Annotated in this window: 20 protein-coding genes; 10 read left to right on the top strand and 10 right to left on the bottom strand. The window is 57.2% G+C overall.

The genetic code is table 11. The features are described 5' to 3' along the window. Positions 1-109: 109 nt before the first annotated feature. Entirely contained in the window at positions 110-2,788 is a 2,679-nt protein-coding gene (gene gyrA / locus NAT23_RS00915; protein WP_251924680.1) for a DNA gyrase subunit A, read from the bottom strand. Positions 2,789-3,042: 254 nt separating this feature from the next. Here gyrA and NAT23_RS00910 point away from each other — a divergent pair, with 254 nt between their 5' ends. The 5 genes from NAT23_RS00910 (at position 3,043) to phaR (ending at position 8,528) form a co-directional block, all read left to right on the top strand. Beyond that, positions 3,043-3,972 carry a recombination-associated protein RdgC gene (locus NAT23_RS00910; RefSeq protein ID WP_251924679.1) on the top strand — a complete coding sequence of 310 codons (930 nt, stop codon included), beginning with the start codon at positions 3,043-3,045 and terminating at the stop codon, positions 3,970-3,972. After that, positions 3,969-5,120, top strand: a complete 1,152-nt coding sequence (locus NAT23_RS00905; protein WP_251924678.1) for a 1-acyl-sn-glycerol-3-phosphate acyltransferase — start codon at positions 3,969-3,971, stop codon at positions 5,118-5,120. The genes NAT23_RS00910 and NAT23_RS00905 overlap by 4 nt, the downstream gene beginning before the upstream one ends. Before the next feature lie 199 nt (positions 5,121-5,319). Next, positions 5,320-7,125, top strand: coding sequence for a class I poly(R)-hydroxyalkanoic acid synthase (phaC, locus tag NAT23_RS00900; RefSeq protein WP_251924677.1), 1,806 nt, complete (start codon positions 5,320-5,322; stop codon positions 7,123-7,125). A gap of 71 nt (positions 7,126-7,196) precedes the next feature. Beyond that, positions 7,197-7,940 carry a beta-ketoacyl-ACP reductase gene (locus NAT23_RS00895; RefSeq protein ID WP_251589622.1) on the top strand — a complete coding sequence of 248 codons (744 nt, stop codon included), beginning with the start codon at positions 7,197-7,199 and terminating at the stop codon, positions 7,938-7,940. A gap of 66 nt (positions 7,941-8,006) precedes the next feature. Next, positions 8,007-8,528, top strand: a complete 522-nt coding sequence (phaR, locus tag NAT23_RS00890) for a polyhydroxyalkanoate synthesis repressor PhaR (protein WP_251924676.1) — start codon at positions 8,007-8,009, stop codon at positions 8,526-8,528. Positions 8,529-8,639: 111 nt separating this feature from the next. Here the strand turns inward: phaR and NAT23_RS00885 are convergent, their stop codons facing one another. Then, positions 8,640-9,485 carry a hypothetical protein gene (locus NAT23_RS00885; protein ID WP_251924675.1) on the bottom strand — a complete coding sequence of 282 codons (846 nt, stop codon included), beginning with the start codon at positions 9,483-9,485 and terminating at the stop codon, positions 8,640-8,642. Positions 9,486-9,789: 304 nt separating this feature from the next. Further along, positions 9,790-10,500, bottom strand: coding sequence for a C40 family peptidase (locus NAT23_RS00880; RefSeq protein ID WP_251924674.1), 711 nt, complete (start codon positions 10,498-10,500; stop codon positions 9,790-9,792). Between the two features lie 268 nt (positions 10,501-10,768). Between NAT23_RS00880 and gabT the strand changes: the two genes are divergently transcribed. Next, a complete protein-coding gene (gene gabT / locus NAT23_RS00875; protein ID WP_251924673.1) occupies positions 10,769-12,034 on the top strand; it encodes a 4-aminobutyrate--2-oxoglutarate transaminase in 1,266 nt (421 codons plus the stop codon). Between the two features lie 51 nt (positions 12,035-12,085). Here the strand turns inward: gabT and NAT23_RS00870 are convergent, their stop codons facing one another. From NAT23_RS00870 to NAT23_RS00860, 3 genes are all read right to left on the bottom strand, one after another. Further along, positions 12,086-13,318 (bottom strand): acyltransferase family protein, encoded by a 1,233-nt coding sequence (locus NAT23_RS00870; protein WP_251924672.1) that lies wholly within the window; start codon positions 13,316-13,318, stop codon positions 12,086-12,088. Between the two features lie 435 nt (positions 13,319-13,753). Beyond that, positions 13,754-15,232 (bottom strand): catalase, encoded by a 1,479-nt coding sequence (locus NAT23_RS00865; protein WP_251924671.1) that lies wholly within the window; start codon positions 15,230-15,232, stop codon positions 13,754-13,756. A gap of 195 nt (positions 15,233-15,427) precedes the next feature. After that, positions 15,428-15,676, bottom strand: a complete 249-nt coding sequence (locus NAT23_RS00860) for a GlsB/YeaQ/YmgE family stress response membrane protein (RefSeq protein WP_251589608.1) — start codon at positions 15,674-15,676, stop codon at positions 15,428-15,430. Between the two features lie 267 nt (positions 15,677-15,943). On the opposite strand from NAT23_RS00860, the gene NAT23_RS00855 reads away from it, so the two are divergent. Further along, positions 15,944-17,536: a solute:sodium symporter family transporter gene (locus NAT23_RS00855; RefSeq protein ID WP_251924670.1), complete on the top strand. Its 1,593-nt coding sequence runs from the start codon at positions 15,944-15,946 to the stop codon at positions 17,534-17,536. Between the two features lie 133 nt (positions 17,537-17,669). On the opposite strand, the gene NAT23_RS00850 is transcribed toward NAT23_RS00855, so the two are convergent. The 3 genes from NAT23_RS00850 to NAT23_RS00840 all read right to left on the bottom strand — a co-directional run bounded on the left by NAT23_RS00850 (position 17,670) and on the right by NAT23_RS00840 (position 21,421). After that, complete coding sequence (locus NAT23_RS00850) at positions 17,670-18,401, bottom strand: phasin family protein (protein WP_251924669.1); 732 nt, start codon at positions 18,399-18,401, stop codon at positions 17,670-17,672. A 151-nt stretch (positions 18,402-18,552) separates the two neighbouring features. Further along, a complete protein-coding gene (locus NAT23_RS00845; RefSeq protein WP_251924668.1) occupies positions 18,553-19,797 on the bottom strand; it encodes a polyhydroxyalkanoate depolymerase in 1,245 nt (414 codons plus the stop codon). 145 nt (positions 19,798-19,942) lie between these two features. Then, on the bottom strand, positions 19,943-21,421 hold the full coding sequence (locus tag NAT23_RS00840) for a TrkH family potassium uptake protein (RefSeq protein ID WP_251924667.1): 1,479 nt from the start codon (positions 21,419-21,421) through the stop codon (positions 19,943-19,945). Between the two features lie 83 nt (positions 21,422-21,504). On the opposite strand from NAT23_RS00840, the gene NAT23_RS00835 reads away from it, so the two are divergent. Together NAT23_RS00835 and NAT23_RS00830 are read left to right on the top strand one after the other, a co-directional pair. Continuing rightward, a complete protein-coding gene (locus NAT23_RS00835; protein ID WP_251924666.1) occupies positions 21,505-22,674 on the top strand; it encodes a cation diffusion facilitator family transporter in 1,170 nt (389 codons plus the stop codon). Positions 22,675-22,769: 95 nt separating this feature from the next. Continuing rightward, positions 22,770-23,045, top strand: coding sequence for a hypothetical protein (locus NAT23_RS00830; RefSeq protein ID WP_251589598.1), 276 nt, complete (start codon positions 22,770-22,772; stop codon positions 23,043-23,045). A gap of 47 nt (positions 23,046-23,092) precedes the next feature. On the opposite strand, the gene NAT23_RS00825 is transcribed toward NAT23_RS00830, so the two are convergent. Beyond that, the gene (locus tag NAT23_RS00825; RefSeq protein WP_286009891.1) at positions 23,093-23,530 is read right to left on the bottom strand and encodes a pilin; all 438 of its coding nucleotides are present in this window, start codon (positions 23,528-23,530) and stop codon (positions 23,093-23,095) included. Between the two features lie 174 nt (positions 23,531-23,704). Between NAT23_RS00825 and pilB the strand changes: the two genes are divergently transcribed. Continuing rightward, positions 23,705-25,432, top strand: coding sequence for a type IV-A pilus assembly ATPase PilB (gene pilB / locus NAT23_RS00815; protein ID WP_286009890.1), 1,728 nt, complete (start codon positions 23,705-23,707; stop codon positions 25,430-25,432).

Here is a 25,432-nt window from a genome sequence, read left to right as displayed (position 1 = left end):
TGACAAGCGTCCTTCCAACTGAACGAGCGGGTCCCCCGCTCGCTGGTTCACCCTGCAGGCAAGGCCTGCCTGAAAAAGCGGGCAGTGCACGCACCACCCGCCCCCTATATCATGCCTCGGAATCGTCCGACTCGAGCTCGGGCGCGCCTTCTTCCGACGCTTCCGGCTCCGACTCATCCGGGATCAGATCGTCGAGACGCACCGTCGCCACAAGCTGCTCCCCTTTCGAGGTCCGAATCAGCGTCACACCCTGAGTATTGCGCGAGCTGATCGAAACTTCCTCAACGCGGGTACGCACCAGAGTGCCCCGGTCGGTAATCATCATCATCTCATCAAGCGCAGCCACCTGAATTGCGGCAACCAGCGGGCCGTTACGCTCAGAGGTCTGCATCGCAATAACGCCCTGACCACCTCGGCCACGCAGCGGGAATTCCTCGAGCCGGGTACGCTTGCCATAGCCGTTCTCGGACGCCGTCAGGATGTAGGCCTGACTCTGCTGATCGCCCGACAGCGGCTCATCGGCGTCGACCGAGTCGTCGTCGGCCGAGTCATCGATGGTGGTCGATTTCGGAATGATCAGACTGATGACCTTGGCATCGCCCGTAAGGCGCATGCCTCGAACACCGCGCGCCGTTCGGCCCATCGAGCGAACGTCCGTTTCATCGAACCGGATGGCCTTGCCATTGGACGAACACAAAATGGCGTGATCGGTGCCTGAGGTAATCGCGGCCCCGACCAGGCGGTCGCCCTCGTCGAGATCCAGCGCGATCAAACCTGCACTTCGGGGGCGCGAGAACTGATCGAGACCGGTTCGCTTGACGGTACCGTTGGCGGTTGCAAAGAAGATATAGCTGTCGGCGCGGTATTCTTTGACCGGCAAGATCGCGGTAATCCACTCACCGTCATCAAGCGGCAGCAGATTGACCAGCGGCTTGCCGCGCGAGCCACGGGAGGCCTGCGGCATCTCATAGACCTTGAGCCAGTAAACCTTGCCCTTGTCGGAAAAGAGCAGCACGGTGTCGTGGGTCGAGGCCACCAGCAGATGCTCGATGACGTCTTCATCCTTCATGCTCGTTGCCGACTTGCCGCGCCCGCCGCGTTTCTGGGCCTGATAATCCGAAAGCGGCTGCGTCTTGGCATAGCCAGAGCGTGAAATCGTGACCACCATGTCCTCTTCGTTGATGAGGTCTTCGATGGTCAGGTCCTTGCGACTGGTCTGGATCTCGGTCAGTCGCGCGTCGCTGTACTGATCGCGAACCGCCTCGAGCTCTTCACGAATCACCTCCATCAGCCGCTCGGCAGAGGCCAGAATGCGCGTAAATTCAGCAATCTTGTCCAGAATGGACTTGTACTCGTCCAGAAGCTTTTCGGTTTCAAGCCCGGTCAGACGGTGCAGACGCAGTTCCAGAATCGCCTGAGCCTGAGCAGGCGTCAGCCGGTATTCCGTGCGGTTTTCCGAAAGGCCGCGACCTGGTTCCATGCCGTCCGGCTCGCAGGCCGAGGCGCCGGCGCGGTCGAGCATGTCGAGCACTTGGCCGGGCTGCCATACGGCATCGATCAGTTTTTCCTTTGCCTCAGACGCCGACGGGGACGCCTTGATCAGCTCGATCACCTCATCGATGTTTGAAATTGCAACCGTCAGACCTTCGAGCAGGTGCCCGCGCTCCTTGGCCTTTCTGAGCTCATAGAGCGTTCGTCGGGTAACGACTTCACGGCGGTGGCGAATGAAGGCTTCAAGCAGCTGCTTCAGGTTCAGCGTCTTGGGCTGGCCGTTATCGAGCGCGACCACGTTGATGCCGAACACGGTTTCAAGCTGCGTCTGGGCAAACAGGTTGTTGACGATGACGTCGCCGTTTTCGCCCCGCTTAGTTTCAATCACCACACGAAGGCCTTCTTTATCCGACTCATCGCGGAGTTCGGCAATGCCTTCGATGCGTTTTTCCTTGACCAGCTCGGCGATCTTTTCGATCAGTCGTGCCTTGTTGACCTGATACGGAAGCTCGGTGATGACAATGTGGTCGCGGCCGGTCTTTTCATGATGCTCGACCGTATGACAGGCGCGCACATAGATGCGCCCACGCCCGGTACGATAGGCATCCATGATGCCGGCCCGGCCATTGATGATGCCGCCGGTGGGGAAATCCGGGCCGGGAACATACTCCATCAGATCATCGACGGTAAGCTCGTGATCATTTATGAGCGCGAGGCAGGCATTGATGACCTCGCCCATGTTGTGCGGCGGAATATTGGTTGCCATACCGACCGCAATGCCGGACGCGCCGTTGACCAACAGGTTCGGCACCCGGGTCGGCAGCACGTCGGGGATGCGCTCGGTACCGTCGTAGTTGTCGACCCAGTCGACGGTTTCCTTTTCCAAATCCGAAAGCAGTTCATGCGACAGGCGCGCCATGCGCACCTCGGTATAACGCATCGCGGCTGCACTATCGCCGTCGATCGATCCGAAGTTGCCCTGGCCATCCACCAGCACATAACGCATCGAAAAGCTCTGCGCCATGCGTACGATGGTGTCATAAACCGCGCTATCACCATGGGGGTGATATTTACCGATCACGTCGCCCACGACACGAGCGGATTTCTTGTATGGCTTGTTCCAGTCGTTGCCAAGCTCATGCATGGCAAAAAGCACCCGTCGGTGAACGGGCTTGAGGCCATCGCGAACATCGGGCAGCGCGCGCCCGATGATGACGCTCATGGCGTAATCGAGGTAGGACTGCTTAAGCTCGTCCTCGATGTTGACTGGCAGAATCTCTCTGGCGATCTCACCCATGGGTCGTCGAATCCTTTAAACAGCGTCCGGCAGATAGACAGGCCACGCATCCCGGCACGTCGAATTACCGAAGTACGTAAGCGGTGCGACTCATCGTCTACCGACACCCAAGACGGTTAATAAATCAGGCCGGAGTGTACCATAGTCGATCCCTGACGCGGCATGCCCAGCCGTTATCCCGACATGAAATCAGACGGCACTGGCCGAGCGGCCCTTCCTTCGACATAATGTGGCGCTCTCAAAGGAAGGTCATCATGTGGTTCAAGCATTTACATCTCTACCGTCTTCATGACGAACAGGTTATCGACCTCGAATCGCTCGACGACGCACTGTCGACGCAGGCGTTCAGACCGGTCGGCCCGTTCGAAGCCAAACGCGTGGGCTGGCAATCACCGGGCGGGCGACTCGACCCGAGTCTGGTGCGCGACATCGAAGGCCATCGCCTGCTGACCATGGGCTGTCAGGAACGGCTGTTGCCAAGTTCGGTGATCAAGGAAGTGCTCGAGGAGCGCTGTCTTGAGCAGGAAGCCGAGCAGGGATTTCCGGTCACTCGCCGCGACAAGCAGGCGCTCAAGGAAAAGCTGACCGAGGAGCTGCTGCCTCAGGCCTTCACGCGCTCGACCCGCGTCGATATCTGGTGGGATACGCGCAACCGCTTGATCGGGGTGCACTGCGCCAGCCAGAAACGCGCCGAAGAAGCGCTTGATCTGCTTCGTCAAAGCCTTGGCTCGCTCAAGGTCGCACCGATTTCGGTCGCCGTTCCACCAGGCCGGACCATGACCGGTTGGCTGAACGACCCGACCACCCGACCGGACACCCTGCTATTGGGTGATCAAATCGAGCTGCGCGCGGCCAATGAAGATGAAGGCGTGCTGCGAGGCCGCCAGGTGGACCTTGAATGCGATGAAATTCAGGCGGCGCTGTCAGCCGGTCGGCGCGTAAGTCAGCTGGGCCTGATCGCTGACGGTCAGATGCGCTTTACCCTTCATGAAGACCTTGCCATCAAATCGATTCGATTCGACGACGCTCTGACCGAGGAGGCCGATGAATCGCTCTCCGACGAGGACCCGCTCCTCAAGCTCGATACCGAATTCTCGCTGATGGCACATACCCTGTCGGCCACCTTGAGCCAGCTGATCGAGTGGCTCGGCGGCGAAACCCAGTTCACTACATCCGAGCCATGACCACCGATAACGCCGACGATCCCTACGCCAAGATTCGCCCCTATCACGACGATGAAGTAGCGCCGGTACTTACGCGTCTGGCCGAGTGTGACGAGTTTCTCGACACCATCACCCGCTACCGCATGCCACGGCTTTCAAAACGCATGCCAGGGCTTGCCAGACGACTGGTGAGTTTCGGACTCAAGCGAAAGATGCGCGGCGTCGAAAGCGTCCAGGGCTTTCAGCAGCACATTGCCTACTACATGAACCAGATGCTCGAACGAAGCGTCGATAAGTTCGTGGTAGAGGGGCTTGACGCACTGGAAGGCGAGACCGCCTATCTGTTTTTCGGCAACCACCGCGACATTGCACTCGACCCGGCGTTCGTCAACTACGCCCTCTATCTTCAGGGGCGCAACACGGTGCGTATCGCCATCGGCGACAACTTGCTTCAAAAGCCTTATGTGACCGACCTGATGCGCCTGAACAAGAGTTTCGTGGTGCCTCGCTCGGCCAAGGGCAAGCGGGCAATGCTCGCCGCCTATCAGATGCTGTCGGGCTACATTCGCCACTCGATCACTCGCGACAATCACTCGGTGTGGCTGGCTCAGCGTGAGGGGCGCGCCAAGAATGGCGTCGACCGCACGGATAACGCCATCATCAAGATGCTCAGCATGGCGGCCCGGCAGGAAGACAAGAGCTTGAGCCTTGCTGGCGCCATTAACGAGCTGCGCATCGTGCCCGTCTCGATCAGTTACGAGTTTGATCCCTGCGACGTGCAAAAGGCGCGCGAGCTCAAGGCGGTCGATGACGGCCAGAGTTACGAGAAGAAGCCGTACGAGGACATTCTTTCCATCGCGTCCGGCATCTCCGGCTACAAGGGGCGTGTCAAACTGGTGTTTGGCACGCCGATCGTGCTCAACGACGAAACCGTCGACATCGCCGATCACATCGACGCGCAGGTGCTTGATAACTACACCCTGTTTCCGTCGCATTATCTGGCACTTGAAGCCAGCGGTCAGGCACCGGAGCTGGTCGATACGGCATCGATCACGGACGCTGATCGCGCCACGTTCAACGCACGTCTAGCAGACGTTCCTGCCGAGCTTCGCCCCTGGTGGCTCTGCCAATACGCGAACCCCGTCCTTAACAAGCACGGCCGCCTTTAGCCGCGCTCAGGCTGCCGGATCAATAACACGGTCTCAGCCAACACCATCACCACCTGCTTCAGAAAAAAGCGCTCTCATGAGCGCTTTTTTTATAGAGCTCACACTGCCTGTAGACCGTTTTGTATCTTACATGCATGAAATTTGATTTTCGCCTTGCACCCCCCCCGGGAAAAACTAAACTCGATTCAAGGATTACTTATTGACGCTGACCTGCCCGTTCCGACGGCCCTGCCTCCATCACGAGACGCTCAACATGTTTACCAGTCAGTCTCCTTTCTCTCCGTTTCTCAATCCGTTCGGCGCCCCCATGTTCGAAGGGCTCAATATCCCCATGTTCAATACGGAAACGGTCGAACAATGGCTGGCCAACCTGCCGGGCATGAGCACCTTTCAGCAGCAAACGCTCGACGCCGAGCGTTTTCCGAAAATCCCTCCGGAAACCCTTTTTGCGTTAAGCAGTCAGTACAGCCTCGAAGTTACCCAGCTGTGGCAGCAGATGCTGATGGCGCAGACGCCACAACTCGATGATCCCCGGTTTACCGCCGAAGCCTGGCGACATCCGGTGTATGGGTCGATCGCCGCCCTTTATCTTTTAAATACGCGCTTTCTTCTGAATCTTGCCGAAGCGCTCGAAGGCGATCGCAAAACCTGCGCCCGGGTACGCTTTTGCATTGAACAGTGGGTCGCAGCCAGTGCACCGAACAATTTCCTGAACACCAACCCTGAAGCGCTTACGCGTCTGGAAGCAACTGGTGGTGAGAGCCTACGTCGCGGGATCGAAAATTTCTGGTCCGACTTTTCCAAGGGGCGCATCTCGCAAACCAACGAAGGCGCCTTCGAGGTCGGTCGCGACGTTGCGCAGACCCCGGGCGAGGTCATTTTCGAAAATGAGCTGATTCAGCTGATTCAATACTACCCGACCACCGATAAAGTGCACGAAACGCCCCTGCTGATCGTGCCGCCCTGCATTAACAAGTTCTACATTCTCGATCTACAGCCCAAGAACTCGCTGGTTCGATTCGCACTCGACCAGGGCCACAACGTTTTTCTGATTTCCTGGCGAAATATAGATGACACTCTGGCCCACTCGACCTGGGACGATTACGTCGACAGCGGCGTCATGACAGCCATTCGGGTCATGCAGGACATCACGCGGCAAAAGCAGGTCAATACACTTGGATTCTGCGTGGGCGGCACCCTGCTCTCATGCGCGCTTTCCGTATTCAAGTCACGCGGTGAAACACCTGCAAAGAGCCTGACGCTGCTGACGTCGATGCTCGATTATACCGATACAGGCATGCTCGATGTCTTTATCGACGAACACGCAGTCCAATATCGGGAAAAGACCATCGGCGGCCACGGCGGCCTCCCCCCGCGGATGCTCAAGGCCCATGAGTTGGCCAATGCCTTCTCGTTTCTTCGCCCGAAAGATCTGGTATGGAACTATGTGGTGGGCAATTACCTGAAAGGCGATACGCCGCCCCCCTTTGACCTGCTTTACTGGAACAGCGATGGCGCCAATCTGCCAGGGCCGATGTTTTCCTGGTACCTGCGCCATACCTACCTGCAAAACGACTTGAAAACACCGGGTGCAGTTACCGTCTGCGATCATGCGCTTGACCTCAGCGCACTCGAGATACCGGCCTACCTGTACGCCTCGAAAAGCGATCACATCGTTCCCTGGCAAAGCGTTTATAGAAGTGCCTGCGTACTTGGGGGCAACAAGCGGTTCGTACTGGGGGCATCCGGTCATATTGCCGGTGTGATCAATCCTCCCATCAAGAACAAGCGCTGCCACTGGCTGGGTCAAAGCGATGATCTGCCGGACGCGCCGGATGCATGGCTCGATGACGCAACAGAGCACCCAGGCAGTTGGTGGACCGACTGGGCCAATTGGCTAGGTCAATTCGGCGGCACTCGAAAAGCACGGTTCAAGACACCGGGCAATGCAACCTATACGCCGATCGAAAAAGCGCCGGGGCGCTACGTTAGAACCGCGGCGTAACGGCGTATCACAAAAACAATGCCTTTCGAGTTTGAGAGGCCATGAAACACCCATTAAAGGAGAAAAGTGTCATGTCTGATAAGCGCATTGCGTTCGTCACCGGGGGTATGGGCGGCATCGGAACAGCCATCAGTCAACGACTGTATAGCGATGGCTATAGAGTCGTGGTGGGGTGCAGCGTGAACTCGGCCCGCAAGGATAAATGGCTTGCCGACCAGAAAGAGCAAGGCTTCGAGTTCGACGTCAGCGAAGGCAACATCAACGACTGGGAGTCGGCACGAGAGAGCTTTCTCAAGGTTCGCGAATCAATCGGGCCCATCAGTATTCTGGTCAACAACGCCGGCATCACCCGCGACGCGGTTTTCAAGAAAATGTCGCCCGAGGACTGGAACGCTGTCATCAACACCAACCTGACGGGGCTTTTTAATACCACCAAGCAGGTGATCGATGACATGCTTGAAAGCCAGTGGGGGCGCATCATCAATATCGCCTCGGTCAACGGTCAGAAGGGTCAGTTCGGACAAACCAACTACTCCGCGGCCAAGGCCGGCATCCATGGCTTTACCAAGGCACTTGCCCAGGAAGTGGCCTCGAAAGGCATTACGGTCAATACCGTCTCTCCGGGCTACATCGAAACCGATATGACCGCCGCCATCAAGGAAGAGGTGCTCGACAAGATCAAGTCCGGCATTCCCAACAAGCGTCTTGGCAAACCCGAAGAGATCGCCTCAATCATCAGCTGGCTCGCATCCGAGGAATCCGCCTATTCCACTGGCGCCGAGTTCTCGCTTAACGGCGGGCTGCACATGAGTTAATCTGGCGAAAATTCGCCAACGATAAAAAAACCCGGCCTACGCCGGGTTTTTCACAATGGACACGCTATGAGCGAACACGCCTCCCCCCGGCTGATCAAGAAATATCAGAACCGACGGCTCTACGATACCAAGGCCAGCGCTTACATCACGCTTGCCCAGGTCAAGGCACTAATTCTCGAGCAGGAAGATATCTGTGTGGTGGATGCCAAGACCAACGACGACATTACCCGCAGCATCCTGCTGCAGATCATTCTTGAAGAAGAAAGTACCGGCGGCGAGCCGCTGTTCAACAGCGACATGCTGCAGTCCCTGATTCGTTTTTACGGCCACGCCATGCAGGCGCCCATGGGACAGTATCTGGAACAGCAGATCGGCTACATTCGAGAGTTTCAAAATCAGCTTGCCAAGCAAGGGGTTAACGCATATCGCCCGGAAAACGTCGAACAGGTCTGGGCCTCGATGCAAGGCATGCAGCCCCCGTTCATGAAAGACATGATGGAAAGCAACCTGCGCCAATCACAGGCATTCATGAAGCAGATGCAGTCGTTTTGGACGGCGCCGTTCAAACGCCGTGACGACGATGAATGACCGCAGCCGATCTATCCTGGCCATAAAAAACCGTACTACGCAGATATAAAAACCATACTGCGCAGCCATAAAAAAAGCCCCATTCATGGGGCTTTTTTTATGCATGAGCGATCAACGCTGACTCGGGAAAACGACCACCTGCCCGGGTGTTTGGCGACGAACCTCACGATCAACACCTGACTCCGCTTCGAGCTTTTCTGCACGTTTACGCGTCAACGAGGCCACTTTACCTGGCGACGACACGGAGGCTGACTCTGCTGCACCGTTGGAGACGGTCCGAACGTTGGCGTGAGCACTACCCCGGTGAGGCGCAACGGCCGTGAACGGAGCCGCGTACTTTCGCTCGGCGCGACGAAGGCTCTGGAATCCGAGTGCAACATAAAGCGCCGCAGTCACCAGGCAGAGGCTACCGCCGGAGATGCTCAAGAGATCCGCGTGAGACGGCATCAGGCAAAGCGCAACCAGAAATGACGTCAGCGACACATGGCCGACAACGCCACTTACGCGATTGATGCGATGATGCGGCGCCTGCTTGAGCGCAGTATCAATGGTCGCCGACGTCTTTGAAAAGGAGCGCGCGGCCAACACAAGCGCGATAACGCCGATCGACAGCGTCATGGCCGCTTCAGAGGACACGGTAAGCCCCCAGGTCACCATCGCGCCACCGAACAGGGCGTAGGTCAGACCGCTTGAAACCATATCGATGAACTTGCCGGCCGAACTGAACGTGCTGCCGAAACGCGGAAGCGAATGGCTCAGGGCACCAATCAAGCGATGAATCAGCAGGACGACAGCCGCCAGCTCAAGCTGTCCGGCCCACAGGGCAGGCACGGCAAGAAGGCCGACCACAAACCCGGTGATGGCAAGTTTTGTCGGCGTAACGCCCTTGTTGGCCAACAACGTTGTAAGTCTTGAAACGAGAGACTGACTGCGCGCATCGATTCGATAATTAGGCATCTATCACGATCCTCCTGACGGAGAATATCCCTGTGTTGGTTCGAATATGTGGCTCCATCCTGGAGTGATCCCTGTGTAGATGCTGTGCAGAATAGTCGAATCTAGTACTTTGGCGTAGCAACCCGGCGCATCGGCACAATTTTATACTGGCGCTTCATTCTTTTTCATCAGCAAAAGCCGGTGATATACAAAAAGACACAGCCTATGAACTTAATTTTGCTGACGCTCTTTTTTTGCGCACGTACCAAAAAGGCCAGCTTATTCAGCTGGCCTTTTTGGTACGTGCCTGAAACGTTCGCCATTATTACTTCATGGCCAGTCGCTCGCTGATGTCCGCGCGGTCGATCGGCCGTCGCGCCTGCCAGAAATAACGCGACCAATACGGGTTATCGAGTTTTGAAAGTCGAACACCGGTCGAGGAAGACGCGTGCATGAAATAGCCATCCCCCACATAGATGCCTACATGACGGTCATTTCGCTTGGGCCGGAAGAAAACAAGATCACCTGGCTTGAGCGAGGCCTTGTTGATCTTGTTGCCCTCGAGCACCTGACCAAGCGTCGTACGGGGCAAGTCGATATCGAATGAATCACGAAATATATGCTGAACCAGCGCTGAACAATCGACTCCCGAGCGGCTTGTTCCGCCATAGCGGTAAGGCGTGCCGGCCCAGGCGTCGTACTCGTTCATCAATGACGTTCGAATCGTTGCCCAGCTCACCGTCGACGGCGATGGCGTTGCGGCGGCGGTGCCACCACCGGGGCGCTTTGAGCGTGGCGTCGTTTTGGGAGTACTCATAGACGGCATCGCCACATCGTAATACTGGGACTGAGTCGATGGTTGTTGCGCAGCACAGCCGCCAAGAAGCGCCAGTACCGCCAGACTGCCAAGCCAATGCCTCATGAATAACGCCTCGAACACCGCCGAAGACACCAACGCCTCGGCATCCATGGTTGAAAGATGTGCCCGGTGCCTGATCGCGGCCATCGCGAACCAGAACACCGACAACCAACGCATGATGCACGTTTTGGCACAATATATGCAATTAATGCACGGCGAAGGTTAAGCGATCTTTAGGCTTTGCTGGCATGCTGGTCAAAAAGTGGCCCTTATCAGGGCCTAAAACAGGAAGACGCCCTTTTTTGTTTCAAATAATACACACTGACGTATTTTTTAATTGACGGCTCTACCCTACTATAGAGTGATGGCGTCTGGCGATCGCCACGCTCACCGAACAACCTCGTCTGTTCGGCTTTTATCGCAACCCACCACGCCGGAGCGCGACATGAACAACAAGCATCTCAGTGAATTGAAACAGCAGTACGTGGCCAAGGGCGCGCCGCACATGATCCAGGCCTTTGCAGATACGGCCGAAAACGCCGAAATCTGGGACGTCGAAGGCAACCGCTACATTGACTTCGCCGGTGGCATCGGCGTACTCAATCTGGGTCACCGCCATCCCAAGGTGGTCGAGGCCATCAAGGCACAGCTTGATAAAGTCATGCACACCTCGGCTGCGGTAATGCCCTACGCCCCTTACGTTCACTTGTGCAAGCGCCTGTGCGACGCCGTGCCGATCTCGGGCGACACTCGAGCGGTGTTGGTCAACAGCGGGGCGGAGGCGGTCGAGAACGCCGTCAAGATTGCACGCGCCGCCACCGGGCGCAGCGCCGTCATTGCCTTCGATGGCAGCTTCCACGGTCGTACGATGATGACCCTTGCGCTGACCGGCAAGGTACTGCCGTACAAGCACGATTTCGGCCCGATGCCGGGCGATGTGTTTCGGGCGCCTTACCCGAACCCGACCCACGGCGTCAGTGACGCGCAAAGCCTGGCGGCCATTGAAAAGTTGTTCAAGACCGATGTCCCCGCACACCGCGTGGCAGCCATCATTATCGAACCGATTCAGGGCGAAGGCGGATTTTATCAAGCCTCACCCGCCTTCATGCAGTCGCTGCGCGCGCTCTGTGATGAGCACGGTATTGCCCTGATCGCCGACGAAGTGCAATCCGGCTTTGCGCGCACCGGCAAACTCTTTGCCATCGAGCACACCGACGTCGAACCGGATCTGATCACCACGGCCAAAAGCCTTGCCGACGGCATGCCGCTGGCAGCAGTGGTTGGCAAGGCCGACATGATGGACGCCTCCGGGCCTGGCTCGCTCGGCGGCACCTACGGCGGCAACCCGCTGTCCTGCGCCGCCGCGATTGCCGTGATGGATGCCATCGAGGAGGAGGATATTCTCGGGCGAAGCCAGCGTATGGGCGAGGCACTCGCTGAACGTTTCCACACATGGCAGGCGCGCTTTAGTCACGTCGATCACTCCCGAAACGTCGGGGCGATGGCCGCCTTCGAACTCGTGGACGAACACGGCGCACCGTGTGCCGTAAAAACCAAGGCCTTGACCCAGAAGGCCGCCGAAAACGGCTTGATCCTGCTTTCCTGCGGATTTTACTCGAATACCATTCGAGTACTGGTACCGCTGACGGCCACCGACGACGTCCTGAACGAAGGACTCGACATCATCGAGCGCTGTCTCGAAGAACTTTGAGATGTCATAAAAAAAGGCCCCGATGGGGCCTTTTTTTGGTTTAGCGCTCGCTTACTGCTTGAGCAAATGGCGCTGAAGCCAGTTACGAACCTGAACCACGAACTGCTCCTGAAACACCACACACAGCGCAACGGTCAAAATCAAAAAAACCGGGTAGTACCAGATCGAAATCGGGCCGGCCGCATCGAAACACTGGCGGAACTCACCGGCCATGCACAAGGATGGCTCACCGGAAAGCACCCGTTCGACGCGCGAGAAGATAATGTAAAACGGCACATGCAGCGCAAACATTGGAAGCGACGCCCCACCCAGGCGCGTTGCAAACCGCGTTATCGAGGCGCGCTTTGGCATCGGCATGAACAGACACAGATAGACCAGCGCCAGCTGCGCCGGCAACAAAAGGCCATTGTGCATGAAGTAGTACCAGACGTGCCCCTTGGTCAGAAGCACCTCGGCAATGGCAATCGACACAACAATCAATCCCACCAGCGCCCAGCGCTTGCCAATGCTCAGACGACGCCCCTGTGAGCGACGGCGCGTGTATAGACCACACAGCAAAATCCCGGCGAGAAACTCAGGGAGTCGAATGATCGGATTACGGTGAAGAATGCCGGTCTCGGGCATGCCGTAATCGGTGTACAGGCTCACCAAGATCGTCGGGATCAGATAGATCGCCATCACAAGGGCCATGGCGCGGTAGAATTTTCTGAGCCGAACCAGTCGCGTCGCAGCGAACGGAAAGACCATATAGAAGAAGAACAGCGTCGAAATCGACCAGGACGGCGGATTGAACGTCAGATAGTACGGGTTCCAGGCATGCAGAAGGGTCAGGTTCAACACGACGTTCAACGCCGCCTCACCGGTACTCATGAAGTGATGAAGCGGATTGGGCGTGGCCTGGCCCATGTCGTTGTTGACGTCATAGATCGTGAACAGCGCAGACGTCTTGGCATCCTCCGGCACGATTGCCAGGTATGGGATCAGCGACATGACCGCAATGGTCAGAAGAAACGAGCCGATGTGAATGGGATAGAGGTTCGAAAACCGCTTTACCATGAAGCTTCTGGCCGGCTCACGCATCTCGTTATGTTCATTGAGATAGACGTGCGTCAGCAAAAACCCCGACAACACGAAGAAGGTGCTGGTCGAGAAAAAACCGACCTGAGTGACCAGGTGGCCCCACCCTTTCGTTTCCGGGTAATAGTGCATGGTATGGAAAATGACGATGTAGAGGCCGAGCAGAAATCGCATCCACTCGAGGCCGATAAAACGTTCTTTTTTCATGACTCGAAACCATTGGCAAGGCACACCACGGTGCCTGATGCGTTGAACCCCCTCGATGACGACCAATAACCGGCCGTCGAAGACGGGGATCATCTTGCCTGATTCGTATCGAAAAAACCTTACCAATTCGCGCCAGAGCATCGCTTGCGCCAAACCGATGCCCGGTCAAGCCGCGCCTCAACGAAGACTCGGGCCCACGTGCGGCGCATCGCGACAGCGCTTTCACGCGAAGGAATTGCGCTTGACCCACTGTCTCGCTACTCAGACTCGTCAGCGGCGCAGATAGGCTTCGTGCTCGGGTTTACTCACTGGCGAAACGATGACGCAGTACAGGTGTTCAAGCGACTCAGGCAGTGGTTAGAGGTCATCGAGCATGGACCACCCCAACAAAAACGCCCTCCCGAAGGAAGGCGCCAAAAGCCGATCCAAGACTAATCAGATGTGATCACTGACGGCTTTCTGGGTATGGGCAGCCAGCGCCGCTTCAACACGCGCACCATAATCGGGATCGGCAGCCGAGCAGATCGCGATCACGCGCTGTTGAACAGAAGCGGACACATCGAGCAACGTCGAGCCGATCACGTTGGTGATGCGCTCGCGCTGGCCTTCATCGAAACTGCGATAAAGGTTGCCCGCCTGGGACACGTTGTCGTCCTCACTGTTATCGAAATAACCTACCCAGGCCTCTTCCTCGAGCGGCATTGGCGGCTCGATGAATTCGGGGGCGGGCACCGGTGCACCGTTTTCGACACGATCATTCGGGTAGAAATTGGTCAGCGAGTACTGGCCATCCTCACGGTGCATGCCGGCCATAAAGCCATCACGCTGATAATGATTAACCGGGCAATGCGGGCGATTTACCGGCAGCTGCGTGTAGTTGGCCGTCAGACGGTAACGATGTGCATCCGCATAGGACCAAAGCCGCGATTGAAGCACCTTATCCGGTGACGCACCGACACCCGGCACGAAATTCGAGGGGCTGAACGCGAGCTGCTCGACCTCGGCAAAGTAGTTATCCGGATTTCGGTTCAATTCAAGCTGACCGATATCTCGCAGCGGAAAATCGGCATGAGGCCAGACCTTGGTCAAATCAAACGGGTTGATACGGTAGGCCCGGGCCTCGGCGTCGGTCATGACCTGGAGCTTGACGGTCCAGCTTGGAAAATCGCCGTTTTCAATGTGACTGAACAGATCGCGCTGATGGTGGTCCGGGGCAAGCGTGAGCGCCTGCTCGTCGGTGACGTTTCGAATGCCCTGATTGGTCTTGAAGTGCCATTTGACCCAAACGCGCTCACCATCCCGATTCCACATGCTGAGCGTGTGCGAGCCATAGCCGTTCATGGTGCGGTAGCTGTAGGGGATGCCTCGATCCGACATCAAGATCGTGACCTGATGAAACGCCTGAGGGTGATTTGCCCAGAATTCCCAACGATTTTGCCAGTTGACCAGGTTCGAACGCGGGTCCTTTTTCTGGGTGTGAATGAAATCCGGGAATTTACTGGGCTCTCGGATGAAAAACACGGGCGTGTTGTTGCCCACGATGTCGTAGTTGCCTTGTTCGGTATAGAACTTCAGGGCAAAGCCACGCACATCACGGACGTTGTCGCCACTGTCCTGACCGCCGGCCACCGTCGAGAATCGAAGCGCGACGGGTGTCGTTTTGCCCGCCTCGTTCAGAAAATCGGCAATCGTAATGTCTGACAGATCATCGCTCAGAGTAAATATGCCAAAGGCCGCACTGCCGCGCGCATGCACCACGCGCTCGGGAATCTGTTCCCGGTTGAAGTGCGCCAGCTTTTCGAACAGGCGCCAATTATCAAACGTCAGCGGCCCACGGCTGCCGGCGGTGAGACTAACATCGTCATTAGGGACCGGAGCGCCATTAGCCATGGTGTAGCGCGTGTGATGAGACATGGGAATACCCTCTGTGAGTCGTTATCGAGTTCACGCAGGATATAGAGCCCGGGTATGGCGAGATAATTGGGAAGCCAAATGCCGGCCATCAATTAATTAAATGAATCAAAAAATCAAAATAGATAGCATTTTATAAACAAAAGGCGCATAAAAAAGCGCCCGAAGGCGCTTTTCCGAAAAGGCGATCTCCAGGGATCACGCCTTTTTCTTGATCAACGACACGATCCAGAGCAATACGACCGCACCGATAAGCGCCGTGACCAGAGAACCTATGATGCCACCGCTGGAGGAAAGCCCCAGTACGCTCAAGAGCGCACCGCCGATGACGGCACCGACGATACCTACAACGATGTTACCGACGATACCGAAACCGCCGCCGCGCATGATCTTGCCTGCAATCCAGCCTGCAAGACCACCGATGATCAACCAGAGAATAATGCCCATTTTGCGTAACTCCTTTTAAATGTGGGCCGACCCGGTACGTCGGATCGACGCTTTCCATGCAATACATCACATCCCATGCAATACATCCCCAGTGTAGAAAAGACGGTGTATTTTGCCACCCAAACCTGTTTGTCAGAGCCGGAGACAGGCTATGTCAGACAATAGGCGAATAGCGCTTTGGGAACCGATGGATACACTGGCGTCTGAATCAAAAAAGGTCGGCGTTCAGCGCCTAAACCGTATAAAAATTCGCAAGGGATACTCACCATGCATGCAATAACTATCCTGTCGTTCTTGCTGTTTACCTTAGCGGTGGCCGCACTTACGTGGAAAATCACGCGTAACGACGACCATAAGCATTCCAAGGGCTATTTTCTGGCCGGACGAAGCCTCTCTTTTCCGCTGATCGCGGGGTCGCTTCTGATGACCAACCTCTCAACCGAACAGATGGTCGGCCTTAATGGCGCCGCCTTCGTCGACGGCTTCAGCGTCATGGCCTGGGAAGTCGTGGCCGTCGTCGCGCTGGTGCTGATGGCCCTGTTCTTTTTGCCACGATTTTTGAAAAGTGGCATCACTACCGTGCCGCAGCTGCTCGACATACGTTTCGACAAGGGCACGCAGTTAATCGCCAACATCATTTTCCTGTTGGCCTACATCGCGATCCTGTTGCCGATCGTTTTGTATTCAGGCGCTGTTGGTCTGCTCGGCATGCTCGATCTGCAAGGGCTGACGGGCATCGAGTCCAATACCACGCTTCTTTGGGGCACCGTCTGGCTGGTGGGTCTGATCGGGTCAATCTATGCCCTGTTCGGCGGCCTTAGAACCGTTGCGGTGTCTGACACCTTGAACGGCATCGGCCTACTGATCGGCGGCTTCATCATTGTCTACTTCGGCCTTCAGGCCGTCAGCGGCGGTCAGGGAATTGCTCAGGGCTGGGAGACCCTCACCACCTCGATGCCAGAGCGTTTCAACTCGCTGGGCACTGAAGAGCAGTCCGTACCGTTTTCTACCCTGTTTACCGGCGTGCTGCTGCTGAACGTCTTCTACTGGTGTACCAACCAGCAGATCATTCAGCGCACCTTCGGCGCCAGTAGCCTTGCCGAAGGGCAGAAAGGTGTGCTTCTGACCGGGTTTTTGAAGCTGTTCGGGCCGCTGTATCTGGTTATTCCCGGCATGATCGCGTTTTATCTGTACGCCGATCAGGGCATCAAGGCCGACGCGGCCTATGGCCATCTGGTCTTCAATGTATTGCCCCCCTACCTGACCGGCTTCTTCGCCGCCGTCATGGTCGGCGCCATCCTTTCGTCCTTCAACTCCGCACTCAACAGCACCACGACGCTGTTCAGTCTTGGCATCTACAAGCAGGTCCTGCGCAAGGACGCCTCTGACGAGGAAGTGGTCAAATCAGGCAAGGTATTTGGCTGGATCGTCGCGATCGCGGCCATGATCATTGCACCGCTTCTGGCCGGTCAGGAAAGCATCTTCGTCTACCTGCAAAAGATGAACGCGCTGTACTTCATTCCGATTCTGGCAGTCGTGGCCGTCGGCCTTCTTAACCGCCATGTTCCGGCCATTGCTGCAAAGCTCGGTCTGATTCTTGGCTGTCTGGTTATCTTTCTGGTCTACTTCGTACCGCCGTTCACTGGCGTTTTGAACGTCGTTCACGACTTCCACTTTATCGGTCTCGTGTTTGTCGGCCTGATCGCCATGATGCTCATCATCGGCAAGCTGGCACCGCGCAAGGAGCCCTGGGTTCAGGAAGACAGCGGCGAAGTCGACCTCACGCCGTGGAAAGGTTCGTTTCCTGCAGGTATCGCTTTGATCGTCTGCGTACTGGCCATCTACATCGCCTTTGCATGATCGTTTGACGTTGGACCTTTAACGTCAGACCCTGCATAAAAAAAGCCCCGCTCAGCGGGGCTTTTTCATGGCGCGTACGTGTTGGAATGTGCCCAACGCGTACAGCGTATCCGTACCGACGTTTTGTCAGTATTTACTTCTTGTTCGAGGTATTGGTGTTGCTGGACGCGTTGGCGTTGGCCGACGATGCAGCTGTTGCACTGTTCCTGGAGGCCTCGGCCGCTTTCTGAGCCTGGTCAGCGGCGTTCTTGGCAGCAGTTGCCGTACGCTGTGACGCGTCCTTGGTTGCGCCCTGAACATCACCTGCAAAGCGAGACGAGGCATCGGTTGCCTGCTTGGCCTGCTCGTGGGCCACGCTTGTGGCGGCTTCGAAGTTACGCTCGGCGTTTTCCATGGCCTGGCGCACCATCTTCTGCACGGTGTCGTAGAAGCTTGCGGTAGCGCTGGTGGCCGATTTAGTCATCGATACCGTTGATTCCGCGCCGACCGGTGCATTTCGGGCAAGATCATCCACGTAGGACTGAAACGCCTGGCTGCGTTCGGCGGCCTTTTTCTCGGCAAGCCTCATCACATCAGACTGCATGCCGGACATGATCTTGTACGCATTCTGGGTGTACGCCATGCTGCGCTCGGAAAACGGCTGGAACATGACGGACTGCAGATTGAAGACTTCCTGCGCTTCACGAGCCGAAAGCATCTTCTGGGTCATGTCCGCACCTTGAGACATCATGTCCTGTGCTGTCTTGAGGTTAAGCTCGGTCAGCTGCTCGACACCTTTCATCCACTGCTGGGTAAAGCCCATCAGCGTATTGACCTGCTCGCGGTAGACGTCTTTCATCTTTTCCGGATTATTCATGGTGTACATCGTATTCTCCTGTCGGTGTCTTACCGATCGTGACTGGATATTCGTCGAACCTTGCGAACCACCCGCCTCGCCAGATTCGTCACCGCCAGTGCCTGGCTTATTGTGCACTGCACAATGCAAGTATTGCTGCAGCGCACAATCCTGTCAAGATCTAACTTGCATGATCACGAATAAACTGCAAAAGCTGCGGGTAAAGCTTGGTTCGAAAGCGCCGACCGGAAAAGATGCCGTAATGCCCGGCCCCTTCAAGTGTGATGTGAAAACGGCGTTTATCCTCAATGCCGGTACACAGATCATGAGCGGAGGCTGTCTGGCCGTGGCCTGAAATATCGTCACGCTCACCTTCTACCGTCATCAGGGCCGTTTCCTGGATGCAAGACGGGTCAACGGGCTCGCCACGAATGGTCCAGGTTCCCTTGGCGAGCGCGTACTCCTGAAACACGACGCGAATGGTATCGAGGTAATATTCGGCCGGCATGTCCAGCACCGCATTGTACTCATCGTAGAACCGACGATGGCTTTCGGCGTCCTCCTCATCACCACTGAGCAGATGCTCATAGAATTCCCAGTGCGACTTGAGGTGCAAGTCCGGATTCATCGCAACAAAACCGGCATGCTGAAGAAAGCCTGGATAGACCTTGCGACCGGCGCCTGGGTAACCGCCAGGCACTCGGTGGATGACGTTGTCCTCGAACCACTGAAGAGACTTGTTGTTGGCCAGGGAGTTGACCTCGGTCGGACTCTTTCGAGCATCGATCGGCCCGCCCATCATCGTGATCGTATTGGGCAAGACCTCGTTTCGAGCCGCCATCAGCGACAGCGCCGCCAGCACGGGCACCGTGGGCTGACAGACTGAAATCACATGCAGATTGTCGGCACCGATGGTACGAATGAACGACTGGATGTACTCGACGTAATCATCGAGATGGAACGGCCCTTCATCGTTGGGCACGGTGCGCGCATCCTTCCAGTCGGTGATGTAGACCTTGGCATCGTGCAGGAATTGGCGAACGGTATCGCGCAAAAGCGTCGAATGGTGGCCTGAAAGCGGCGCGCACAGCAGTATCTTGGGCTCGTCGGTGAACGTCTGCGCAAGCTCTGCGTTGTCGGCGTAGCGCTTGAATCGAATCAGGCGACAAAACGGCCTGTCCTCAACGATCTCCTCAACGATTGGAACAATTGAGCCACCCTTTTCAATCGTTCGGATATCGAATTCAGGTTTTTCGTACTCCTTGCCCAGCCGGTAGATCAGCTCGTAATTGGCCGCCAGGCGATTGGCCCAGGGAAGGTGGGAAAGACTGTGGCGCGAGTCTGTAAAAAGCTCCGCCGACAGTTTCGCCATTACAGAAACCGGATAGAAGAACGAGCGCTGGAATTCGTAGTACTGGTACAGCATGGTGCTTTCCCCCGTTGTCGCCAAGACCTGACCCTTTTATCAATAGCACACATGACCCACGTTGTGCACTGCACAATAAAAGAGGTAACGGCCGGTACGCGTCAACCTTCACTTACCCTGGAAAAAAAGCACCCTTCCTGACACGCTATTTTCGCCAGAACATCGGTGTCACCAACACCAGCACCGTCAGGATTTCGAGACGCCCCATCAGCATTCCGAAACTCAAAAGCCATTTGGCCGCTTCTGGTAGCGACGAAAAATTACCTGCCGGGCCAATGGTATCGCCAAGGCCCGGGCCGACGTTTGCCACCGCGGTCGCCGCACCCGACAATGCCGTCACAAGGTCAAGCCCCATCGCGGCCAATCCAAGCGCGATCGCGCCCACCGTGAAAAAGAAGAAGAAGGAAAACGCGATAACGGCGCGGATCACATCGTCGGTCAGCATTCGTCCGTTATAGCGCTGGGCGAACACGCCGTTGGAGTGCACCAGGTGCCGGAGCTGGTTGATCAGCATGATGATGCCGATCTGAAAGCGGAAGACCTTCATGCCGCCACTGGTCGAGCCCGAACAGCCGCCGACAAAGGTCAGGTAGAAGAAACAAACAATGGCCAGCGGCCCCCAGAGGGTGTAGTCGTCGGAGGCGTAGCCGGTGGTCGTGACCACCGAAATCACATTGAAGGCAACTTGCGTCAGCGCATCGAAAAACGGCACGCCGCGCACCACTCGATACACCGTAAGCCCTAGAATGACCACGACCAGCATGTACAAGAGTCCGCGCACCTGCTGATCCTTCCAGAACGAGGACAGCGTCTTTTCGCGCATCATCTTGATGTACAAAACGAACGGCACCGCGCCCAGGAGCATGAACAGGTTGGCCATCCACATGATCCAGGGCTTGTCTTCGTAGATGCCGAACGAGCTGTCGTAGTTCGAAAACCCGCCGGTCGCCACCGAGCTCATCCCGTGTACGACCGCGTCCAGAGATGTCATACCGGCGAACCAGTAGCTTACGATCGCAACCACGCTGATCAGCAGATACACCCCGGTGATCGACTTGGCGACTCCCCCCGCCCGCGGCAGGATCTTGTCTGACCAATCCGAGGACTCGGTCTGAAACAGGCGCATGCCGCCCACCTGCAGAAACGGCAGAATCGCGATCGCCATGACGATGATGCCGATCCCGCCGACCCACTGCAGCAGTCCGCGCCAGAGCTTCAATCCATCGGAGAGGTTGTCGATACCGACCATGACCGTCGAGCCGGTGGTGGTGACCGCCGAAACCGACTCAAAGACCGCATCCCCCATCGACAGATGAGGCGCACCAAACACCAGCGGCAGGCTTGCGTAGGTACAGATGGTGACCCAGCTAAGCGTCGTCAGAATGAACATCTGACGCGGTTTCAACTGAATCTCTATTTGCCGCGTCACCAGCAGCATCAATCCTGCCGATATAAGCGTTGCGAGTTCGGCGTAGACAAACGCCCATAGATCGCTGTTTTGCTCGATAATGAGCACAACCAGCGGCACCGCCATGATGACGGCAAGGACCAGCAACAGCATGGCCAGAATCCGCAGAACCGGGCCAACACCGGTCGCCCGCTGGAACAGCGTCAGACGTGACATTTTCTACCCTTTTTGCAAACCAATGTCAGAACGCGCCACTATACGCCCTCCATCGCCCCGGTGCAGCAAGGACACTTTGATCGATGCAAGACGCGACGCTTGATAACTCTCGCCGCACAGCCCAGCGCATCACGCTCCTGGGGGCCGTCTTTGACGCCCTTCTGGGCGGACTGAAGATTGCGGTCGGCTACGTCACACAGTCAGGCGCGTTGGTCGCCGATGGCATTCATTCGCTCTCGGATCTGATCACCGATGCGTTTGTAATGCTGGCAACGCATTATGGTCGTCAGGCGCCAGACAGCAACCATCCTTACGGCCACGGGCGGATCGAAACGCTCGGTACGCTCGCCCTCGGCGCCATGTTGATCGGCGTTGCGGCGGCTCTTGCCTGGGATAGCCTCGACCGCCTTCTGACCGGCTCGACGCTTTCAAGCGCCGGCACCGGCGCCATACTGCTCGCGGCAGCCTCGATGCTGATCAAGGAGGTGCTGTTTCGGGTGACCCTGCACGTCGCCCGCCAGCAGCGCTCGCGTCTTCTGGAGGCCAACGCCTGGCACTCGCGCAGTGATGCGCTGTCCTCCCTGGTGGTTCTGGTCGGACTGGTCGGGCTTCAGTTCGGCTGGAGCTGGTTTGACAGTGTGGCAGCCATCATCGTGGCCGCGATGGTCGCCAAGGTCGGCGTCGAGCAGATCTGGCACGCCGGGCGGGAACTCATCGACACGGCCCTTCCGCCGGAAGAGGACAAAGTGATTCGCGAACTGGCGCTCGGCGTCGACGGGGTAAAGGACGTGCACGACGTTCGAACCCGCACCCAAAGCGGCAGCGTCATGCTGGACCTGCACTTGATCGTGGGCTCGCGCCTGAGCGTTTCCGAGGGCCACGAGATCGGCAACGAGGTCATTCGCACCCTTCGCACTGCACGCCCAGAGCTTGAGGATATCGTCTTCCACATTGATCCCGAAGACGACTCCAACGCCCCGCGGGCCGAGCATCGAAAGCCTCTGCCGCTTCGAACCGACGTCATCCATGAGCTGGAGGCGCGCTGGCACGCCCACCCGCTCTGGCGGGCGCGCATAAGCCTTGGCCTGCACTATGCAAGTAATGAAGACCGGCGCGCCATCGATGTGGTCCTCTATGTCCCGGCCGGGCTCGAACTGCCCGAGGCGCCCTATACCGCGCTCAAGGAAAGCACCTCGGATCTCGAGTGGCTGGGTGAGATCACCCTGTGGCAGACGATCCCATCTGGTGAGTAATGGGGTCGACGCGCTATCCTAGACACAAGCTTCACCGGCTGGCCAAGGACACGTCCAGGCCAGCCCTACATCGTTTACCCCAGGAGGAAGGCGCCATGAGCTCAGCCACCGAAATTCAGCAACAGCGCATGATTACCGAGCTGCGCCACTTCATCAAGAAGATGCTGCAGGAACCCGAAATTCTCTCGCAGTCGCTCATTATCGCCCGTGAACACTACGGCGAGCCCGAGGCGATGGCGAAAATCGCCAACGCCATCTCGAACTCCACCAACATCAATATCCCTGAAAACCCCAAACAGCATTCCCCGGCCGATGGGCTCTTTCTCGATGTGCTCAAGGAAGTGGTCGAGGAAGAACGGGCGATGTACTGACACAAAAAAGCCGGCGGATGCCGGCTTTTTTCAATAGCGTATCAAGTTTAGGGTCCCGATGGTGCTTCACACCCTTTGGGTTGGTAAGCCTCTTCTAGCGATGTAGAGCAAGACCATGCGCCCGTGGAATTGCGATCAAGCTGTACATATTTTCCTGTCACGGCAGAGCTACTATTTGAACCGTAGGTAAAGCGAATATTTTGAGCACTGTCTTGATCCAATGAAACCGTTCCAAGCTCACTTGCATCATCTGTAATACCCACAAAACCCGCATTTGAGCTATCCAGCGACGGAGTCTGCCCAGTGAGCACGCGCTCTTCATACGCAGTCTGTGCGCCCTTGATCGTTGCAAGACCAGATGCTGCTTCCGAACGCGCGACGTAGTCCTGATAGCGCGGCACCGCGATTGCCGCGAGTACGCCGATGATCGCAACCACGATCATCAGCTCGATCAATGTGAAACCGCCTTGTTTTTGTGCTGCCATCGATGTGATTCCCCTGTCAAAAAGATAAGTGCCCAACCGGGCCATGCCCAAGTACTGCCCGATAACGACCCCTCAAAAAAAAACTTTACCGATTAACCGAGGCGCTCGACCGGTCAAGCCGGTCTCGGTTTCGCCGATAAAAAGGCATCATCGTTTTTGCGTTCGAGGTCTTAAATGTCGTTTGCGCCGTCTCTCTACCCTGTGGGCAATGCGCTGCGCGGGCTTGCCAAACTGCTGGTGCAGGAAGGCATGCTGAGCGAAAACGACGCCGTTACGGCCACAGAAAAAGCGCGCGATCTCGAGCAGCCCCTGTTGAGCTATCTGGTGGCCAATGGGCTGGTCGATGCGCGCCGTGGGGCGCTGGTAGCCGCCATGGAGTTCGGGCTTGGCTGTCTGGATCTGGACAGCGTGCCGGCCGCGCGCCTGCCTGAGCCGGGCAAGCTCTCGGAAGACCTTCTCAGAAAGCTCAACGTATTGCCGGTCGCGTTCAAGGATCATGTACTGACGGTGGCCCTGAGCGGGCCGGCAGCGCTTGGCGCACTCGATGAACTTCAATTCGTGACCGGCCACCGGGTCGAGGGCGTGCTCGCCCCGATCGATCAGCTCGAGCGCCGGCTGGAGGAGTATTTCTCGGCCCACTTCAAGGGCGCGATGTCGCTTCTCGATGATGACATGTCAAGCGACAGCCTGACCGTCGAGGAGCCCGAGGACGACGACGAGCCGGTGCTCTCGCTCAACGACGACGCCCCGGTGGTGCGCTTTGTCAACAAGCTCATGCTCGACGCCATCCGCCGCGGCGCCTCCGACATTCATTTCGAGCCGTATGAAACCAGCTACCGGGTCCGGTTTCGCGTCGATGGCGTGCTGACCGAAGCGGTTCGCCCGCCGCCGCAGATGCGACAGCGCCTGGCCGCCCGTTTGAAGGTCATGGCCAAGCTCGACATTTCCGAGCGCCGACTCCCGCAGGACGGCAGCATCAAGCTCAAGGTCTCGGCCAAGCAACAGGTGGATTTTCGCGTCAACACGCTGCCGACGGTCTACGGCGAAAAGATCGTCATGCGCCTGCTCGACCCCAAAAGCGCCAAGCTCGGTATCGACAAGCTCGGCTTTTTCCCCGAACAGAAGGCGCTCTTTGAAAAGGCGCTGGCCCGGCCACAGGGCATGATTCTGGTCACCGGCCCCACTGGCAGCGGCAAAACCGTCTCACTCTATACCGGGCTCAATATCCTGAACACCGAAAGCCGCAACATCGCCACCGCCGAAGACCCGGTCGAACTCAAGCTCGAAGGCATCAACCAGGTCAACGTAATGCCAAAGATCGGGCTCGATTTTGCAAGCGCTCTACGAGCGTTTCTGCGTCAGGACCCGGACGTGGTGATGGTCGGTGAAATTCGGGATCTGGAAACCGCGGAAGTCGCAATCAAGGCCGCCCAGACCGGCCACCTGGTGCTCTCGACCCTGCACACCAACTCGGCCCCGGAAACCCTGACACGCCTTCGCAACATGGGCGTGGCCGCGTTCAACGTTGCAACCTCCGTCACGCTGATCATCGCGCAGCGCCTGGCACGGCGACTGTGCGATCACTGTAAGGAGCCCGTGGAACTTCCTGACGCCGTACTCAAGGAAGAAGGCTTTTCCGAGGCCGACCTCGCGGGCCTGACGCTCTATCACGCCAAAGGCTGCGGCAAGTGCACCCAGGGCTACAAGGGGCGCGTGGGCATTTATGAAGTTCTACCGATTTCAAACGCCATGAGCCGCTTGATCATGGATGAAGGCAGCTCAATCGCGCTGGCTGATCTGGCCCGGGAAGAAGGCCATCAGGATTTGCGTCGATCCGGGCTTCGACGCGTCAAGGAGGGCGTGACCACGCTCGAGGAAATCAACCGAGTGACCAAGGAGTAA

Source organism: Larsenimonas salina (genome assembly GCF_023736155.1).
Lineage (GTDB): Bacteria > Pseudomonadota > Gammaproteobacteria > Pseudomonadales > Halomonadaceae > Larsenimonas > Larsenimonas salina.
Note: the sequence above shows the minus strand (reverse complement) of the source record. Positions and strands in the feature narration are given on the sequence as shown.

Bases quoted from the DNA above. Each gene is read 5' to 3' on its own strand.
- gyrA (WP_251924680.1), bottom strand. From the start codon at position 2,788: ATGGGTGAGATCGCCAGAGAGATTCTGCCAGTCAACATCGAGGACGAG.
- NAT23_RS00910 (WP_251924679.1), top strand. From the start codon at position 3,043: ATGTGGTTCAAGCATTTACATCTCTACCGTCTTCATGACGAACAGGTT.
- NAT23_RS00905 (WP_251924678.1), top strand. From the start codon at position 3,969: ATGACCACCGATAACGCCGACGATCCCTACGCCAAGATTCGCCCCTAT.
- NAT23_RS00895 (WP_251589622.1), top strand. From the start codon at position 7,197: ATGTCTGATAAGCGCATTGCGTTCGTCACCGGGGGTATGGGCGGCATC.
- phaR (WP_251924676.1), top strand. From the start codon at position 8,007: ATGAGCGAACACGCCTCCCCCCGGCTGATCAAGAAATATCAGAACCGA.
- NAT23_RS00885 (WP_251924675.1), bottom strand. From the start codon at position 9,485: ATGCCTAATTATCGAATCGATGCGCGCAGTCAGTCTCTCGTTTCAAGA.
- NAT23_RS00880 (WP_251924674.1), bottom strand. From the start codon at position 10,500: ATGCGTTGGTTGTCGGTGTTCTGGTTCGCGATGGCCGCGATCAGGCAC.
- gabT (WP_251924673.1), top strand. From the start codon at position 10,769: ATGAACAACAAGCATCTCAGTGAATTGAAACAGCAGTACGTGGCCAAG.
- NAT23_RS00870 (WP_251924672.1), bottom strand. From the start codon at position 13,318: ATGAAAAAAGAACGTTTTATCGGCCTCGAGTGGATGCGATTTCTGCTC.
- NAT23_RS00865 (WP_251924671.1), bottom strand. From the start codon at position 15,232: ATGTCTCATCACACGCGCTACACCATGGCTAATGGCGCTCCGGTCCCT.
- NAT23_RS00860 (WP_251589608.1), bottom strand. From the start codon at position 15,676: ATGGGCATTATTCTCTGGTTGATCATCGGTGGTCTTGCAGGCTGGATT.
- NAT23_RS00855 (WP_251924670.1), top strand. From the start codon at position 15,944: ATGCATGCAATAACTATCCTGTCGTTCTTGCTGTTTACCTTAGCGGTG.
- NAT23_RS00850 (WP_251924669.1), bottom strand. From the start codon at position 18,401: ATGTACACCATGAATAATCCGGAAAAGATGAAAGACGTCTACCGCGAG.
- NAT23_RS00845 (WP_251924668.1), bottom strand. From the start codon at position 19,797: ATGCTGTACCAGTACTACGAATTCCAGCGCTCGTTCTTCTATCCGGTT.
- NAT23_RS00840 (WP_251924667.1), bottom strand. From the start codon at position 21,421: ATGTCACGTCTGACGCTGTTCCAGCGGGCGACCGGTGTTGGCCCGGTT.
- NAT23_RS00835 (WP_251924666.1), top strand. From the start codon at position 21,505: ATGCAAGACGCGACGCTTGATAACTCTCGCCGCACAGCCCAGCGCATC.
- NAT23_RS00830 (WP_251589598.1), top strand. From the start codon at position 22,770: ATGAGCTCAGCCACCGAAATTCAGCAACAGCGCATGATTACCGAGCTG.
- NAT23_RS00825 (WP_286009891.1), bottom strand. From the start codon at position 23,530: ATGGCAGCACAAAAACAAGGCGGTTTCACATTGATCGAGCTGATGATC.
- pilB (WP_286009890.1), top strand. From the start codon at position 23,705: ATGTCGTTTGCGCCGTCTCTCTACCCTGTGGGCAATGCGCTGCGCGGG.